This window comes from Mesorhizobium intechi (genome assembly GCF_002879535.1).
Taxonomy (GTDB): domain Bacteria; phylum Pseudomonadota; class Alphaproteobacteria; order Rhizobiales; family Rhizobiaceae; genus Mesorhizobium; species Mesorhizobium intechi.
This window is the reverse complement of record NZ_PNOT02000137.1, coordinates 1-16,296: the sequence shown is the minus strand read 5'-3', so window position 1 is coordinate 16,296 and position 16,296 is coordinate 1. Positions and strand designations below refer to the sequence as shown.

Annotated in this window: 15 protein-coding genes and 1 pseudogene; 9 read left to right on the top strand and 7 right to left on the bottom strand. The window is 63.2% G+C overall.

Annotation, left to right across the window (positions count from 1 at the left end):
- Positions 1-4: 4 nt before the first annotated feature.
- The 5 genes from C1D09_RS11975 to C1D09_RS11955 all read right to left on the bottom strand — a co-directional run bounded on the left by C1D09_RS11975 (position 5) and on the right by C1D09_RS11955 (position 4,058).
- The gene (locus C1D09_RS11975) at positions 5-1,036 is read right to left on the bottom strand and encodes a phosphoenolpyruvate carboxykinase (ATP) (RefSeq protein ID WP_143974501.1); all 1,032 of its coding nucleotides are present in this window, start codon (positions 1,034-1,036) and stop codon (positions 5-7) included.
- Positions 1,033-2,976, bottom strand: coding sequence for a lasso peptide isopeptide bond-forming cyclase (locus C1D09_RS11970; protein ID WP_143974499.1), 1,944 nt, complete (start codon positions 2,974-2,976; stop codon positions 1,033-1,035). The genes C1D09_RS11975 and C1D09_RS11970 overlap by 4 nt, the downstream gene beginning before the upstream one ends.
- On the bottom strand, positions 2,973-3,383 hold the full coding sequence (locus C1D09_RS11965; RefSeq protein ID WP_246135716.1) for a lasso peptide biosynthesis B2 protein: 411 nt from the start codon (positions 3,381-3,383) through the stop codon (positions 2,973-2,975). The genes C1D09_RS11970 and C1D09_RS11965 overlap by 4 nt, the downstream gene beginning before the upstream one ends.
- 88 nt (positions 3,384-3,471) lie before the next feature.
- Positions 3,472-3,771, bottom strand: coding sequence for a PqqD family protein (locus C1D09_RS11960; RefSeq protein ID WP_143974496.1), 300 nt, complete (start codon positions 3,769-3,771; stop codon positions 3,472-3,474).
- Positions 3,772-3,905: 134 nt separating this feature from the next.
- Positions 3,906-4,058 (bottom strand): lasso peptide, encoded by a 153-nt coding sequence (locus tag C1D09_RS11955; RefSeq protein ID WP_010913078.1) that lies wholly within the window; start codon positions 4,056-4,058, stop codon positions 3,906-3,908.
- A 518-nt stretch (positions 4,059-4,576) separates the two neighbouring features.
- Between C1D09_RS11955 and C1D09_RS11950 the strand changes: the two genes are divergently transcribed.
- From C1D09_RS11950 to C1D09_RS11915, 8 genes are all read left to right on the top strand, one after another.
- On the top strand, positions 4,577-5,701 hold the full coding sequence (locus tag C1D09_RS11950; RefSeq protein WP_143974494.1) for a nucleotidyltransferase family protein: 1,125 nt from the start codon (positions 4,577-4,579) through the stop codon (positions 5,699-5,701).
- Positions 5,702-5,765: 64 nt separating this feature from the next.
- A complete protein-coding gene (locus C1D09_RS11945; protein WP_143974492.1) occupies positions 5,766-6,788 on the top strand; it encodes a glycosyltransferase family 2 protein in 1,023 nt (340 codons plus the stop codon).
- A 287-nt stretch (positions 6,789-7,075) separates the two neighbouring features.
- Positions 7,076-7,477 carry a hypothetical protein gene (locus tag C1D09_RS11940; RefSeq protein WP_143974491.1) on the top strand — a complete coding sequence of 134 codons (402 nt, stop codon included), beginning with the start codon at positions 7,076-7,078 and terminating at the stop codon, positions 7,475-7,477.
- 156 nt (positions 7,478-7,633) lie between these two features.
- Entirely contained in the window at positions 7,634-8,515 is an 882-nt protein-coding gene (exoK, locus tag C1D09_RS11935) for an endo-1,3-1,4-beta-glycanase ExoK (RefSeq protein ID WP_143974489.1), read from the top strand.
- A gap of 50 nt (positions 8,516-8,565) precedes the next feature.
- The gene (locus C1D09_RS11930) at positions 8,566-9,897 is read left to right on the top strand and encodes a UDP-glucose dehydrogenase family protein (protein ID WP_143974488.1); all 1,332 of its coding nucleotides are present in this window, start codon (positions 8,566-8,568) and stop codon (positions 9,895-9,897) included.
- A gap of 64 nt (positions 9,898-9,961) precedes the next feature.
- On the top strand, positions 9,962-11,404 hold the full coding sequence (locus tag C1D09_RS11925) for a GMC oxidoreductase (RefSeq protein ID WP_143974486.1): 1,443 nt from the start codon (positions 9,962-9,964) through the stop codon (positions 11,402-11,404).
- Positions 11,405-11,416: 12 nt separating this feature from the next.
- Entirely contained in the window at positions 11,417-11,866 is a 450-nt protein-coding gene (locus tag C1D09_RS11920; protein WP_143974484.1) for a hypothetical protein, read from the top strand.
- A 65-nt stretch (positions 11,867-11,931) separates the two neighbouring features.
- Positions 11,932-13,011 carry a glycosyltransferase gene (locus C1D09_RS11915; protein WP_143974482.1) on the top strand — a complete coding sequence of 360 codons (1,080 nt, stop codon included), beginning with the start codon at positions 11,932-11,934 and terminating at the stop codon, positions 13,009-13,011.
- Positions 13,012-13,034: 23 nt separating this feature from the next.
- Here the strand turns inward: C1D09_RS11915 and C1D09_RS11910 are convergent, their stop codons facing one another.
- Both C1D09_RS11910 and C1D09_RS11905 read right to left on the bottom strand, forming a co-directional pair.
- Complete coding sequence (locus C1D09_RS11910; protein WP_143974481.1) at positions 13,035-14,057, bottom strand: phosphoribosyltransferase family protein; 1,023 nt, start codon at positions 14,055-14,057, stop codon at positions 13,035-13,037.
- Positions 14,058-14,110: 53 nt separating this feature from the next.
- On the bottom strand, positions 14,111-15,607 hold the full coding sequence (locus C1D09_RS11905; protein ID WP_143974479.1) for a lipopolysaccharide biosynthesis protein: 1,497 nt from the start codon (positions 15,605-15,607) through the stop codon (positions 14,111-14,113).
- A gap of 187 nt (positions 15,608-15,794) precedes the next feature.
- Between C1D09_RS11905 and C1D09_RS11900 the strand changes: the two are divergent.
- Positions 15,795-16,296, top strand: a pseudogene (locus tag C1D09_RS11900) (glycosyl transferase family 1); the annotation flags it as partial.

The window sequence follows — 16,296 nt, the reverse complement described above, 5'->3', positions numbered from 1 at the left end:
GCGCTCACCGCTGCCGACGGCTGGCCGCCAGCTCTCTGGTCGTGAGATCCTGGGCCGCCAGATCCCCGGCCGCCAGGTCGCTTTCGATCAGCGACACGGCCTCGCCAATCCTGTCGAGGCCGGTCGGAACTTCCAGCCGGAACACGCCGACATGGTTAGCGATTGCTGAACATTGGCGAAGATGCAGCGCCGCGAAATCGCCGGAGAGCGCCGCGCGTCCGAACCGCGTGACATAGGAAAACTTGATGATCGCCGGCAGGGCGGCAATGCCGGGCAAGGCTGTGATCGCGGCCTTCACGCCGCGCTCGAGGACATAGATCCTGGTCGCCGGCACCATGCCGCCGGAGAAGGCGCCATGCAGGCGATGCTGGATCTTCTCGATCGCCGGATGCACTTGCGGCCGCACCTCGGCTTGGCCAAGCGAGATCGCGGCCGCGGCGTCGGCGGCAAGCTTGATCTGGGGAAAGCCCGGAACGATCATCGGCGCGTCCGGCCTGGCGAGATCCAGCGCCACGACATCGTCGGTAAGCAGATGATGACCGGCCCGGATCAGGGCGCTTGCCGTGGTCGATTTGCCGGCACCCTTGTCGCCCATGAAGATGGCTCCCCGGCCGGCCGCCGCGATGGCGCTGGCATGCAGGACGAAAAGGCCGCGCCGGTGCAGCAGCAGCGCCATCACCGGCCCGAGGAGTGGGAAGGCAAGCAGGGCGTCATCGGCGCCGAACGCCGGCTCGATGTCGATGCGGCTGGCATCTCTGATCAGGAACGCGCCGACGGCATGCCAAGCCAGATATTGCCGGTCCGGCTCGAAGCGGAAGATCGTCGGGGCCTCGGACGACGGCTTCGGCATGTCGATCGTGCCGATGGCGATCAGTATATCCGCCGCGGCCGGCTCCGCCGGCTCCAGCTCGGGCAGCTCCACGTCGGACGCCAGGGTCAGGCCGTAAGCCCGGTAGTAGCGACGCTCCCTCGTGGTCCGGCCATGGGGAGGAGGATCGCCGGCATATGTGGCGAGCGGCTGGTTGCGAGGCATCATGCGAGGCTCCCGCTGTGCTGGACTTGCCGCAGCCACAACGACAGCGAGGCCGAACGCCAGACATACTGGACATCCAGCGGCGCTGCCTGATCGGGCTGGCGCAGCAGCCGCGCATAGGCGGCGCTCACCTGCGGCAGGTTGACATAGGGCGCGATACGGCCCGCATCCGAAACCAGCAGCTGTTCAAGGAGGTCGCGGTGGTTGCGCACCATGCCGTTGACGAGATTGGCGGTGAAATCGATCTTGTCGCGCCGCCACTGCACCGCTTCCGGCAGGATGCCCTGCATGGCCCGGCGCAACACGTAGCGGCCAAAGCCGTGGCTGAGTTTCTCCTCGCCCGGCAGCGCCAGGCAGAATTCGACCAGCGGCTTGTCCCAGAACGGATAGCGGGGCTCGACGCCGAAATTGGCGGCTGCCTTGTCGAGCACTTCGAAAGAGTGGGGCACATAGCCGTTGGACAGGATCCAGCGATGGCTGAGCGCGTCGCTGGCCTGGACGCCGGGCGGCATGTAGCCGGCCCGATGGAAGCGGTCGATGAGTTCGGTGCGCCTGGCCAGGTCCGGATTGACCAGATCGCGCCAGCTCCGGCCGCGCTGCATTTGCGTGGGCTTGCGTAGCCTGTTCAGGGCACGGTTCGCCAGCTGTCTCGCCTTGGCGATGCGCCAGGCCGGTCCGTAAAGGGTCAGGAACTGGAAATAAAGGCCGAGCGTGCTGTCGCCATAGGTGTTGGAGGCGCTGCGAACCTCGCGCCATAGGTCCAGCCACCTTCCGCCATTGGCAAGCTCGTGCAGATGGCCATGTCCCTGTGAGACGACCTCGTCGCCGCCATGGCCGTCGAGCAGCACCTTGATGCCTTTTGCGCCCGCCGTCCGATAGATGCCGCGGGTCAGCGTCAGGCCCGGCGCCAGGAACGTGCCCTCCTGTTCCTCCAGCACCCGTTCGAACTCGGCGAAGGGCGCATAATTGCCGACAGGGATCAGTGTCGGATCGGTCTTCTGCTGATCCAGCACGGCATCGATGAAGACCCGTTCGTCCATCGACGAGCCCTTCTCGAAAACCAGCGAAAAGGTCGGCAGCTTCTGTTTCCGCTCGGCGGCGTTATTCAGGCCGGCGACACAGGCGATCGAGGAAGAATCGAGACCGCCGCTGAGCATCGCGCCGACCGACTGGCTTCCGCGCATGCGGTTGCGAACCGATTGCGAGAACAAATGCGCGAACTCCTCCGCCGCATCCGACCGCGGCGGTCGCGCCGACGGCTCGATCTGCCAGTATCGGCGCAGCACCACTTGCTGCGCGGTGACAGTCAGGCTGTGACGCGCCGGTAGGCTGAAGATATCGCTGTAGGGGGTGGATTGCGGGTCGTCGGGAAGCCCGGCCAGGAATCCCGAAATCCGGTGCTCGCTGATGCGTGCGCCGACCCCGTCAAGCCCAAGCACAGGCCCGATCTCCGAGGCAAAGGCAAAGCGCCGGTCCGCGGCGTGATAGTAGAATGGCTTGACCCCGAAATGGTCGCGCGCGCAGAACAGCTGCTGCCGCTCGGCATCCCAGATGGCAAAGGCGAAATCGCCCTGCAGGTGCGTGGGGCTGGCTTCACCCCAGCGCAAATAGGCCCGCATCAGCAATACGGCGTCCGCGACCGACCTGTCGCGTATGCCAAGCCTCGCCATCAACTCGTCGCGATTGTCCAGCCGGCAATCGGCCGTGATGGCGAGCTTGCCGCCGGCCATCGTCAGCGGGCCGGGGCCGGCTTCATCCGTGGTGTTGAGCCAGGCGTGGCCAAGGGCGATGGCGCTGTCCAGCCACCATGAATTTCCGTCGGGACCGCGATGGCGCATGCGGGCCAGCATCCGCTGGATATCGGTCGCCGCGTCGGCCGGCGCGGATCCCCCGACCGCGAGCGCGGATTCCTGTCGGAGCAGAATTCCGGCCACGCCGCTCATCGGCTGCCGTGGTCGACCAGATGCGCGAAACCACCGACGGAGCCGCCAAGCACGACATGGTTGTCGCTGACCAGCCAGGCATGCGCCTTCAACTCCTCGCCCGTGCCGCGTTCGATGCCGATGCGGATGTTGGAGGCATTGCCCTGGCGCGCGAGAATGTATTGGCCCGAAAGCGCCTGGGTAAGGCAACTGGCGCGCGGCACAAACCGTGCGGCCGCGGCAACCCCCCATGCGACGAGCCGCAGCTCGCCCATGCTGGCGCACTGGCGCGCGTCGAGCCGGGTCACCATGCCGCGAACACGCTTGTAGGAGAACAAGGTCAGCCCCAACCGGACGATCGCGACCACCAGCAGGCAGTGGCCGAGGAAAAGCGCTTCCGAGCCGCTCAGGGACAGGAGCCTTGCCAAGCCCCGGCCGCGCCGGCGTTTGGCAGGCTTCGGTCTTTGGTCCGTCGCAGGTCTCTGCCGCGAGATCATGGCCTTCTGCGGAACCTGCCTAGACAAGTGCCTCATTGTGCAGCCTCGCAAGTCCGTTTTCGGCGAAGCCCTTAAGCAAGGCATCGACATCAGCCTTGCAGCGCTCGGCGTCGACATTGTAGCGCGCAAGCACGGCGCCGCGGATATCGGCGATCGACCTCGGCTCCTGGATCTGCTCCCAGATGAACGCGCCGACGCCGTTGAGGCTGTAATAGATATTGGATTTCAGGTTGAGAAGCGCGAGGCCATCGCCGAATTCACAAGCCACCGCATCCCCGGTTGCACTTATCCGATCGTGCTCGGATGGGTTCCAGTTCATGCCAAAACCTCGTTAGCAACACACGATCTACGCATCGTCGATTCAAGGGGAAAGTCGGGGATTTTCATCCCCGGCTCCATTTACGGTCTTCAATCCTGGAGGCCCAACGTCACTCCTCCAGAACCAAGCTGGTCTCAGGAGAACGTCAGATCGCCAATCGGGGTGTGCGCCGGAAAGGACGCGTCGATTGCCGTGCTGCCGCCACCGCCCTGGGTGATGGTTTCGATCGAACCATGTACCGTCAGGCTTGGCGTTTCGTACTCATGCTTTTCAACATTCTGTTCCATTTTACTCTCCAATGAGGACTGGAAACGGCCTGTCGAGTGCCGTCAGCACTTTCATGCTGCGACGCAATAGCTGCATAGCAACATTTATGAGTCAAGCCGGATTTACTTCTGGTTAATCAATTACGGGTTGCGGCCGTCACCATGCGTGTGCGAAATGCTCAAGTTTCCGCCTCTGTCGAGTTGAAACGCGATGCAGCCTGCCTTCGGAACGGGTGATTCTTTAAGCAATTGAATTTGCTTGCATAAAAAGCTTCAGGCCGATGACGCTTTTTTAGGCATGGCTAAAATGATGGAGTCTTGTTAGGCAGCTGGAGTCGATGATCAGCTGAAGCGCCTCGATTGGGTCGAAATTCCAGCCGTATGCTGCGCCGCTTCGAGAAAGGGTGGCAAACGCTCTGGTTGCAAAACTTCGCATCGCGAAAGGAAAGACTTTACGGCGTCGAGGTTTTTGAGGATGCTTTGTTTCGCACTCGCAGCATAAACCTCGTGCAAACCGCATTTTGGAGACCATGCGCTCAATGGCCTTGCCGGAAAGTTCCTATGAACGGCTGCGCGCCGCCGACTGTGCCGACGAGATTGCCTATGTCCGGGCCTGCCTGCGGTTGTATTTCTCGGGCGCTGCGGCTCCGGCCGGCGATGTGTCGACGCCGAGCCCTGCCGCCGCCGTCGTTGCCGATATCGCCAGGCTGAACAAGGTCGCCACCTTCGTTCTCAAAGCGCTGTCGCGCTCGCCGGCCAGCGAAAGGCCCGCCGAGCTGTTCCAATGGCTCGACGCCTACCGTCGGCGGACGGTTTCGATGAACGCCGCCTGTCTCATGGATTCGATGTCGATCCGTCAGGCGCTGTGCGACAGGCGGATCGATTTCGTCTTTCTCAAAGGTCCCTTCCAGCAGCATCTGCTCTATGACGATCATTTCATGAAGCCTTCGGGTGATGTCGACATCCTGGTTTCTCCGGCCGGTTTCTCGAGAGCACGCGATGCGCTGCGCTCGATCGGCTATGAGGTCTCAGGCAAGTCACGCTCCGTCTGGTGGGTCCGCTTCCTTGGCGAGCAGCACATGACCCGTGGCAACGGGCCGTCCACGGTCGACCTTCATTATCGCCTCCAGCAGCCTGGCTCGCCCAGTCCGCGCGACGCCGACGGCTTCCTGCGGCGCAAGCGGCTGGTCGAGATCACCGGCACCGAAGTGCCGTTCACGTCGGCCGCCGACACGTTGATGTTGTCGTGCATCAGCGTCGCCAAGGCACTGTTCAACCGCGAACCCTGCGCCGGCTATGTCTGCGATATCAGGGCCAGCGCCAACCGTCTTGGCGAGGCCGATCAGCAGCGTGTGCTGGATGCTGCGGTGAGCCAGGGGCTGGACGACACGTTGCTGCTCGGCCTGCGCGCCGCCGATGTGCTGCTGGGCAGCACCGGCACGTTGCTGTCGGAGCGGGCCAAGCCGATCTTGTCGCGCATCGGCAACGAGGACCTGCTCAACATGGTCATCGCGCCATGGCTGTCATCCCTGCGGTGGCCGCAGCGGCGAACGGTGTTGTGGGAATTGTGCGGCAGGGCTCCCGTCCGCTACCTGGCCGAGGCCGGCTGGGCAGCGTCGGCGGATATCAGTCGCCGCATCTTCGAGCGGCCGGCCAGTCCGTGATGGCGGTGGCGTCGCGATACGTACAGGGCGAGGGCAAATCGGAACCTGTGCAAGAGGCTAACCCATGTCGATGACGAAATCAGAGGTCTGCGTGATCATCGCGGCCAAAAACGCGGCACGCACGATCGCGGTCGCCATCGCGTCCGCGTTGCGCGAACCCGAGGTGGCGGAGGTCGTCGTCGTCGACGACGGCTCTAGCGACAATACGGCCGAGGTCGCTCGCGCCGCCGACGATGGCAGCGGCCGGCTCAAGGTCGTGCGCCTCGACGTTAATCGTGGCCCCTCCTTCGCCCGCAATGCCGCGATCGCCGGCTCCAAAGCGCCGTTCATCAGCATTCTGGATGCCGACGACTTCTTCCTCGAGGGCCGGTTCCGCAACCTGTTTGCCGCCGCCGACTGGGATTTCGCGGCCGACAACATCATGCTCATCAGGGATGATGCGACGAGCGACGCGACCAAGGTCGTCGCCCCGGATTTTGCCGCTGATCCGGAATTCCTCGACTTCGAGCGCTTCGTCGAAGGCAACATCTCCAGGCGCCGCGTGCAAAGAGGCGAGCTTGGCTTCTTGAAACCGGTGATCAGCCGCGCCTTCCTCGACCGGCACCGATTGCGCTACGACGAAAGCCTGAGGCTGGGCGAGGATTACGAACTCTACGCTCGCGCGGTCGCCCACGGCGCGCGGTTCAAGGTCATCCGTTCCTGCGGTTACGGCGCCATCGTGCGCGCTGATTCGCTCAGCGGCCGCCACAAGACGCAGGATCTGGAGCGGCTGGCCGACGCCGATCTGGCGCTGTTGGCGATAGACAGCCTGCCGGAAGGCGCCAAGGCGGTGCTGCGGCGGCACGAGCGGCATGTGCGCGACAAATACCGGCTGCGCAATTTTCTCGACGTGAAGGCCGAGCGCGGGCTGGCTTCGGCCGCGGCCTACGCCTTTGAAAGTCAATCCAACCTGGTCCCCATCGTCCAGGGCGTGGCCTCCGACAAGCTGGAGGCACTGTTTCGGCGCGTTGGCCTTGTGTCCAGGCAAAAACGCGTGCCGCCGTTGCGTTTCCTGATGGCTGGGACCAGTGCGGGCAAGGAGCCGTAAGGGGCGGGGAATGCCCGCGTCAGCCGTCAAGCAGCATCTGCATTGTGCAAAGCATTTCCACTCGATTTAAGAGTTTACGAATTGGGTGGTTGCCTCACGGCTTCGACGATGGCAGTCTATGTTGCGGTGCAGCAAATTGAACGACCAACCGAACTGGCCCCGATCGGATTGGTCCGACGTCTCTCCCGTCAAAAGGAGCTGGACAATGCGGTACGAGCTTTTCAGCCCTGCTTGCGGGGATCGGCCAGTGGTCGGCAATGAGCCGGCGATGACAGGAATTTAAGCCCATGGCCTCGATATTTGGCTTCAGATCAAGGGATCCTGCCCGCGACCGGCAGGCAGACATAGCGCGACTCGACCGGCTGGCGAAACTGTTCGAGCAGATCGCCGCCGAGATCGCAGCCGAGAAAACCGGCCTGGAGAGCCGCTATCGCAAGACGGCGACCAACGCGGCCTTTCTCGTCGAAGCGATGGAAAACGGCTCCGTTTCTGAGAAGCGCTCATCCGAAGTCAGCGCGCTGACGCAATCGATCCTGAATTGCGAGCGCCGCATCGCGGCATTGTCGCGCCAGCACGGCCTGATGAAGGAACTGCGTCATTCGCTGGATAAGGTCTTCGACGAGGGTGGGGCGTCCGCTTCGGCCGCCGCGGCCGATTTCCCCCGGCCCGCGGGCGCCGGCCGGGCGTGAGACTACTTCAAAGGCATGATGCAAGCCTCGAAGGCATGATGCAGGACAGGAGAGGGATTTCCGGGGGGGCGAGAAGGAGGCCAAGGTTGGCCCGTTTGGAAGCGGTTCAAACGTCGACGTTGGGTTGGGGACGCACAGCACAAAGGTGAGTTTGGTATGAATTCGGATCCGAAAACCACGTCCACGACAGCAATTGACGCAACCTCCGTCGCGCATGAGACCCGGCAAGCCGACCTGTGGCGGTTGGGCTTGATCGGGGGATTGCTGCTGGCTGCTGTGTGCAGCCTTTTTGCGGCTCCCTCCCATGCGCAGGATATCCAGTCCGCTCCCTCCTTCGTCGATGATTTCAAGAGCTTCGACAAGTCTCGCTGGTATGTGTCCGACGGCTGGAGCAACGGCAGCCACCAGAATTGCACCTGGTCCAAGGGGCTGGTCGAGCTCTCAGACGGTGTGCTGTCGCTTGGCTTCGAAAAGCAGAAGCTGAAGGATCGCGAGTTTGCCTGCGGCGAGATCCAGACCAAGCAGCGCTTTGGTTACGGCACCTATGAGGCGCGGCTGAAGACCGACACCGGCTCCGGCCTCAACGCCGCCTTCTTCACCTATATCGGCCCATCGGACAAGCAGCCCTGGGACGAGATCGATTTCGAGATCCTGACCAAGGACACCTCCAAGGTGCAGGTCAACGCCTATATCGACGGCAAGGGCAAGAACGAGAAACTGATCGAGGTGCCGGGCGGCACCGACAAGGCCTTCAACGACTACGCCTTCGTCTGGGAGAAGGACAGTTTGCACTGGTACGTCAACGGCCAGCTGGTCAACACCATCACCGATCCGGCGAAGCTGCCCAGCCATGCGCAGAAGATCTTCTTCAGCCTTTGGGGCAGCGACACCATGAAGGGCTGGATGGGCGCCTTCGCGGATCCGGGCCGCAAGCTTTCGCTGCAGGTCGAACGCGTTGCCTTCACCGCGCTCGGCGAGCCATGCCAGTTTCCGGAATCGCTCGTATGCAGCGTAAAAGAGTTGGGAAAGACGAATTGAACCGGCCGCGCCAAAGAACGGGTCGCTGCCATGGATGGGAATGAAACCGAATGAACTTGACGGTGTTTGGAATTGGCTATGTCGGCCTCGTGCAGGCGGCGGTGCTTGCCGAGGTTGGCCACCAGGTGGTTTGCGTCGACATCGACGAAGGCAAGGTGGAACGCCTCAACCAGGGCTTCGTCCCGATCTTCGAGCCGGGCCTCGAAAGCATCGTCAGGGAGAATCACGCCGCCGGCCGCATCAAATTCACCACCGATGCCGCCGCCGCCGTCCGGCACGGTGAAATCCAGATGATCGCGGTCGGCACGCCGCCCGGCGAGGACGGCTCGGCCGACCTCAAATATGTGCTGGCGGTCGCCGAGACCATCGGCCGCGAGATGGATAGCGCCAAGATCGTCGTCGGCAAGTCGACCGTGCCGGTCGGCACCTGCGAAAAGGTGAAAGCCAGGATCGCCGAAACGCTGAAGAAGAGAGGGCGTGCGGACCTTGCCTTCGACGTCGCGTCCAATCCCGAATTCCTTAAGGAAGGCTCTGCCGTCGCCGACTGCATGAAGCCCGACCGTATCATCGTCGGCACCTCGAGCGAGGAGACCGAGGCGGTGATGCGAGAGCTTTACGCGCCCTTCAACCGCAACCACGAAAAGATGATCGTGATGGACGTGCGCAGCGCCGAATTCACCAAATACGCCGCCAACTGCATGCTGGCCACCAAGATCAGCTTCATGAACGAGATGGCCAATCTGGCCGAGCAGCTGGGAGCCGACATCGAGGAGGTGCGCAAGGGCATCGGCAGCGATCCGCGCATCGGCTACCACTTCATCTATCCGGGTCTCGGCTATGGCGGCTCGTGTTTTCCCAAGGACGTCCGCGCCCTGATCAAGACCGCCGAGGGTGTCAAGTTCGACGCCAAGCTGCTGCGCGCCGTCGAGGAACGCAATAATGACCAGAAATCCGTGCTGTTCGACAAGGTGAACCGCTATTTCAAGGGCAATCTCAAGGGCAAGACCTTTGCGCTGTGGGGCCTGGCTTTCAAGCCCAATACCGACGATATGCGCGAGGCACCGGCGCGTGTCCTGATGGAAGCGCTGTGGAAGGCCGGCGCGACCGTGCAGGCTTATGATCCCGAAGCGATGCAAGAATGCCAGGCCATTTACGGCCTGCGCGACGACCTGCTGCTGTGCGGCACCAAGGAAGCGGCCTTGCGCGGCGCCGATGCGCTGCTCATCGCCACCGAATGGAAGAGTTTTCGCGCCCCGTCCTTCGACGCGTTGAAGGACGCGCTGACCACGCCGGTCATCTTCGACGGCCGCAACCTCTATGACCCCAAGGTCGTGGCGCGCCACGGCATCGAATATCACTCCATCGGCAGAATGGCGGCATGAGAGCGTGCGCTTCAAGCAAGCGGAATTTAGCACACGCACCCGGCGCGGAAAGGAGTTGCGGCTGATGGTGCTGGACGTAAAGCCAGAGCAAATCACCAAGGATCATTTCGATCTCATCGCGATCGGTTCCGGTTTCGGTTCGGCCTTCTTCCTGCACGAGTTCGCCAGGCGGCGTAAGGCGCGCATCCTGATCCTGGAATGGGGTCGGCACAACACGCATGAATGGCAGCTCGGCCAGAACGCCAACACCGACATCGACGACGAGTCCACCTACAAGACCAACTCCGACAAGCCTTGGAACTACACGATCGGACTGGGTGGCGGGACCAACTGCTGGTTCGCGCAAACGCCGAGGTTCCATCCCAATGACTTCCGGCTGAAAAGCACTTATGGCATCGGCAATGACTGGCCGATCAGCTATGACGATGTTGAGCCTTTCTACTGCGATGCCGAAGAGATCATGTCGATCTCCGGCGATCCCGACATGGCGGCGATGCTGCCGCGCTCGAAACCGTTTCCGCAACCGCCGCATCGCATGTCGACGCCGGACAAGATGATGAAGGCGGCCCAGCCCGACCAGCACTTCGTCATGCCGACCGCCCGCGCCAGGGTCCCGACCGCGCAGCGCACCTCATGCTGTGCCAATCTGCGCTGCTGGCTGTGCCCGGTCGACGCGAAATTCACGGCCAACAATGGCCTGATGCATGTCTTCGAGCATCCCGACGTTTCCGTCTGCCTCGGCGCGGAAGTGCGCAGGCTCGATCAGGTCGGCGGCACGGTTCGCTCGGTCACCTTCGTTCATGGCGGCAAGGAGTATCAGGTCAGCGGTGACCTCTTCATTCTCGGCGCCAACGCCATCCAGAGCGCGGCGATCATGCTGCGCTCTGGCCTGGGAGACGAATTCGTCGGGCGCGGCCTGCATGAATCCTATGGCTGGAATTTCGAGGTCTATCTCGACGGCGTCGACAATTTCGACGGCAGCACCATCACCACCGGCTTGAATTTTGGCCTCTATGACGGTCCGCACCGGTCCGAGCATGCGGCGGCACTGGTCTATTTCGAAAACCGCTGGCAGCACGGGATGCGCGCCGAGCAGGGGCGGTTGCGCCAGACGCTGCCGCTGGTCGTGGTCACCGAAAACCTGCTCGATCACGAGAACTTCGTCACCCTCGACAAGGACGACAATGCCTTCGTCTCCTTCAAGGCGCCGTCGGACTATGCGGTCAAGGGCATGGCCCGGGCGCTGGACAAATTGCCGGCGCTGCTTGCCCCGCTGCCGGTCGAACGGCTCTTCGACCGCGGCATCCGGCCAACGGAATCGCATGTCCAGGGTACGTTGAGGATGGGTACCAGCCCGGCTGATTCGGTGATCGACAGCAACATGATCCATCACCGGTCGAGAAACCTGGTTGTCGTCGGCACCAGCACCTATCCGAGCTGCTCCTGCGCCAACCCAAGCCTGACCGCGGCGGCTTTGTCCCTGCGGGCGGCGAGCCGGATTGCGTGAGAGGAGCGGCCGATGATTGAAGTCACACGGCGTTCGGCACTGGCCATCCTGGCGGGTGGCGTTGCCTCGACGGGCGTTGCCTACGCCGCCGTCTCCTCGTTTTCGGACGAGGATCTGGTCCGCGTCACGCTGGAAAAATATCTCGGCAGGCTGAACATGCGCATCGAGCACCTGCAGCAGTTCGTGCTGGAGTTCCGCAACCGCAATCCCTGGATCTTTCCAAGCGAGAAATTGAGCGACGCGGTCACTCTGGTCGAGGAGCTCAAATTGGGCGCCGTCCGCCGTCTGCTGCCCCATGAAAAGCGGCAAGATCTGATACGTTTCGACCGCTGGGTCATCGCCGAATTCCATATGCTGACGGACTACGCCTGGCGCGGTTCGCCTGGCGATCCAATCCAGTTCACTGGATGGCACTCATGTACCAATCCGTTCGCGACGCTTGACCCGCCAAAGAGCGCGTGAGGCGCCTTCGACACGGCTCATCACCGGTCGCGGGAATCAAACGCCAGAAGACAGGAGCCACGACCATGAAAGTTCTTTTTGCAGGCGGCAACGGCTACCCGCCGGAGTTCAGCGGCGGCGTTCAGTCGAGCACGCATCATCTGGCCGAACAGCTGATCGAACACGGACATGAGGCCGCGGTGCTTGCCGCCCTCTTCGGCGACGGCGTCTTCGGCCTGAAGGCGCGTGCCAAGATGAAGCTGTTGCGCCAGCCGGCGGTCGTCGACAGTTTTCCCGGCTACCCGGTGATCCGGGCGTGGTTTCCCTGGGAAGCAGCGGGTTTTGCCGTCGAGAAACTGAGGCCGGATGTGGCGGTGGTTCAGTGCCACAAATCGGTCCCCCTCGGCAAAGCGCTGAAGGCCGAGGGCGTGCCGCTGGTCGTCTATCTCAGAAATGTCGAGTTCCACGAGTTGGGCGGCGATTTGCGCGAACTGGGTTCCGCACTCTACATCGCCAATTCAGAATTCACCGCGCGCACTTACAAGAGGGAATTCGGCATCGAGGCGACAGTGATCCCGCCGACCATCAACCCGACGCAGTACAGCACGCCGACCACTGGCCAGTTCGTCACGCTGATCAACCCCTATGAGGAAAAGGGCTTCGAACTGGCGGTCCGCATCGCCGGCGGCTGCCCGGAAATCCCGTTCCTGTTCGTCGAAAGCTGGAAGCTGGAAGACGACCACCGCGCGCGCATCGAGCAAACGATCGCGCCGCTCGGCAATGTCACGCTGGAGAGCCGCACCAACGACATGAAGACGGTCTATGGCCGCACCAGGATCCTGCTTGCGCCCTCGAAATGGGAGGAGGCCTGGGGCCGCGTCGCGTCCGAGGCTCATTGCAGCGGCATCCCGGTCGTCGGCTCGCGGCGCGGTGGCCTGCCCGAAGCCATCGGCCCCGGCGGCACGGTACTCGACTACGATGCTCCGCTCATCGACTGGGTCGCGGCTGTCAGGCAGCTGTGGAACGACAACAAGGAATATGAACGGGTTTCAAACCTCGCGCGCGGCTTCGCGGCGCGTGCGGAGCTCGACCCGGACCGCCAGTTCGTCACCTTCTTCTCGATCCTGGACAGGGCGGTTCAGCAGCGGGCGCGCCAGGCGGCGTAGCCAGCGCTCAGGAAGCCAGCCGATCAGGCCGGGCGCTTGACCCGGCTTTTCAGCGTCTCGTAGCCGCGGGCGCCGAGCAGGGCGCGGGCCAGGGCCTTGGCGGCGCCCTTGCGACCTTGCTGCGAGTTGATCTGCCGCAGCCTGGCCGGCAGGTTGCGCGCGGCCTGGCCGAGCGCCGGCAGCGACAGCGCATCGGGGAAGCTCACCATATGGGTTTCGACGCACAGCACCGGCTTGCCCGACAGCTCCGTGATCTTCAGTGCCTGCGCATGCTCGCTTTCGATGAACAGGACGGCGTTGGATTTGCGGTAGAAATCGGCCTTGAAACTGCCATGCGCGCCGAGCCGCTGGCGCTCCGCCTTGCTCGGCAAGTCGAGCATGATCAGTTGGTCGTACACGATCCCATTCTTGGCCAGCCAAGCTTCGGTCAGCGCACGGTATTTCTCCAGCCGGCTGGTGACAAGCCAGCCGATCCGGTGGGTCGGGGCGTGAAGCGGCCGCGCTTCGCTGAGGAATTTCTCATAGGCCGGGCCGTCGTCGTTTTCCGCCTCGGTCGGATCGAGGCACAGCACGCCGTCAATGTCGACGCAGCATTGCGCCAGGAATTTGTGATGCATGAAATTCCACTGGAACATGCGCGGATGCGGCACGACCTCGAACACGACGTCGGTTTCAGAGTGCTGCGGCTGCAGCCCGAACACAGCGGCGAAAGTGAAGTCGGCCTCAATGCCGGCTGCCTTGATGCGCGCACGGGCGTCGCGCATGGCGTTGCCGCCGGCGATGCTGTCGTCGATCACCAGTACCTTGCGCATGTCTGAGACCTTGCGGTCGAGCGCGGCGCGCCGCTTGGTGATGCCTGACGTATAGACCCGGCCTTCCAGGAAGGAATCCAGGTCGGTCATCGGAATGTTCGCCGCAAGACTGACCAGCGTCGCCGCCAGCACGCCGCTTCTGGGCACGCCGACCACCAGGTCGATGTCGCGCGGCAGCCGGTGAAGGTTGCCGACAATCGTGTCGTTCATGTCGGAGATCGATCGGTAGTGCATGGATCAGACCTGATGTTCGTGTGGATATTGGGTAGCCGGCAAAGGCGCCGAAATTATTGCGCCTCGCGCGGCGTTGCCGCCGGCTGTCTTGCCGGCAGCATTTTCAGGGCCTCGCGCAAGGCCTCGCGGCCGGATGCGAAGGCCAGCGCGACGATAATGGTGATAAGGTAGGCAAGCATGGCGCCGCCAGCCAGGGCGACGACATGCTGCTGCGGCAGCATCGGCTTGATCAGCCAGACCGCCGCCAGCGCCAGATGCGCGCCGAGCACGAACGGCGTTGCCGCGCGCAGCACATGGCTGGCCCGCAGCGGTCCGCTCTTGCCGACATAGAGCCAAAGGAACGGCGTGCGCAGATATTCGCTGACCGCATAGGCGATCGCCACGCCGAGCGCGCCATAGGGCAGGCCCAGCGCGAAGGCGAGCACCGAGGTCACGGCGGTGATGATGCCCCAGCGCATGAAGTCGCCGGAGCGGCCCTGGCTGACGAAAAGCCAGCCCGCCGGGTTGTTGAGCGGCTGCAGCAGCCCGGCAAAGCCGAGCGACAGGAAGATCGAGGCGCTGGCGCGCCACTGTTCGCCGAGCACGAAGGGGATCAGCACATCCGACATTGCGGTGGCGAAGGCGACGCCGGGCAGCGCCACCAGAAGGATCAGCGGCATGACGCGCAGATAGGCGCTGCGGTAGCGGTCCGGCTCGTCTTTCAGCCTGGACAGCGCCGGCACCATGACCTTCGACAGCGGATTGGTGATCTGGCTGAGCGGGAACAGAAGCAGCTTGTAGGCGCGGTCGTAGAGGCCGAGTTGCTGCTCGCCCCAGTATTTGCCGATCAGCACATTGTCGAGGTTGCGGGCAAAGAAATTGGCGAAGTTGAAGCCGGTGATTCCGGCGCCGAAATTGATCAGCTCGCCGATGCCGGCGACCTTGCGCGGCAGGCCGGGCCGCCAGCGCGAGCTTGCCCAGTAGCACAGCGTCGGCAGCACCGCGCCGGTCAGCGTGCCGGCAAACAGCGCCCAGTAGGATCGGTCGATGAAGGTCCAGGCAATCGACACCACCAGGCCGGCAACCGCGCTGGCGACATCGATGACAGCCAGGCGCCCGAACTGCATGCGTCGTGTCAAAAGCGCCAGATGCTGGGCGCCGAGCCCATAGGCCATGATCTGCAGCCCGAACGCTGCGACCAGCCCGGCCACGCGCGGCTCGCCATAGAAGGCGGCGACCAGCGGTGCCGCACCCGCGAGCACGCAGGCCAGGATGGCACTGACCGCGACATTGATCCAGAAAAGGTAGTTCACCTCCTCATGGCGGATGCCCGATTTCTGGATCGTCGCCTGGGTCAGGCCGAAATCCTGGAACAGCGCGATGAAGGCCAGCACCGGCGCGCACATCGCCACGACGCCGAAATCCTGCGGCGACAAGAGCCGGGACAGCACAATGACGGATATGATCTGCGTCGCGACCCGCACCGATTGCGACATAGCGGTCACCACCGCGCCGCGCCCGACCGATTTACGCAGCGAGCCTTCCGGCGGATCGAATGGGTTGGCTTCCAAATTCAGGATTCCTGATTTTTGCGCGGATTTCCGAACCCTGAAAATCCACGACCGCCGCCATCCCCAAACTACGGCAATAATTTTGCAGTGCAACAGAAAATGTCCATTGCCGCGCCAAAAATGTTGCGATGCAGCAAGAGCTGTACTAGCATCCCTGTGGGTGGGTTCAAACAGCGGTCGAGTTTTCATGCTGCATGTCTTGTACCTGGTGCACGATGTTTCCGATCCGGCGGTTCGCCGACGGATCACAATGCTCAGGACAGGCGGTGCCCGGGTCACTCTGGCGGGCTTTCGCCGCACCGCAACCCCGATCGCCGATGTCGAAGGATTGCAGCCGGTCGACCTCGGCGCGACGCGCGACGGCCGATTCGCCCAGCGCATGGCGGCGGTGGCGAAAGCGGCGGTTTCGATAGGTTCGAAGCTGAAAGGCACGCCGCGGCCCGATCTCATCATCGCGCGCAATCTGGAGATGCTGGCGCTGGCGCGCCGCGCCAGGTCGGCCTTCGGCGCCACGGTGCCGATTGTCTATGAATGCCTCGACATCCACCGCCTGGTGCTTCGCGACGACATCTTCGGCAAGGCGCTGCGCGCCACCGAGCGCCATCTGGCGCGCGACGTGAAGCTGCTGGTGACCAGTTCGCCCGCCTTCATCGCCAATTATTTCAAGCCCTTCCGCCAGGTCGCCGCAC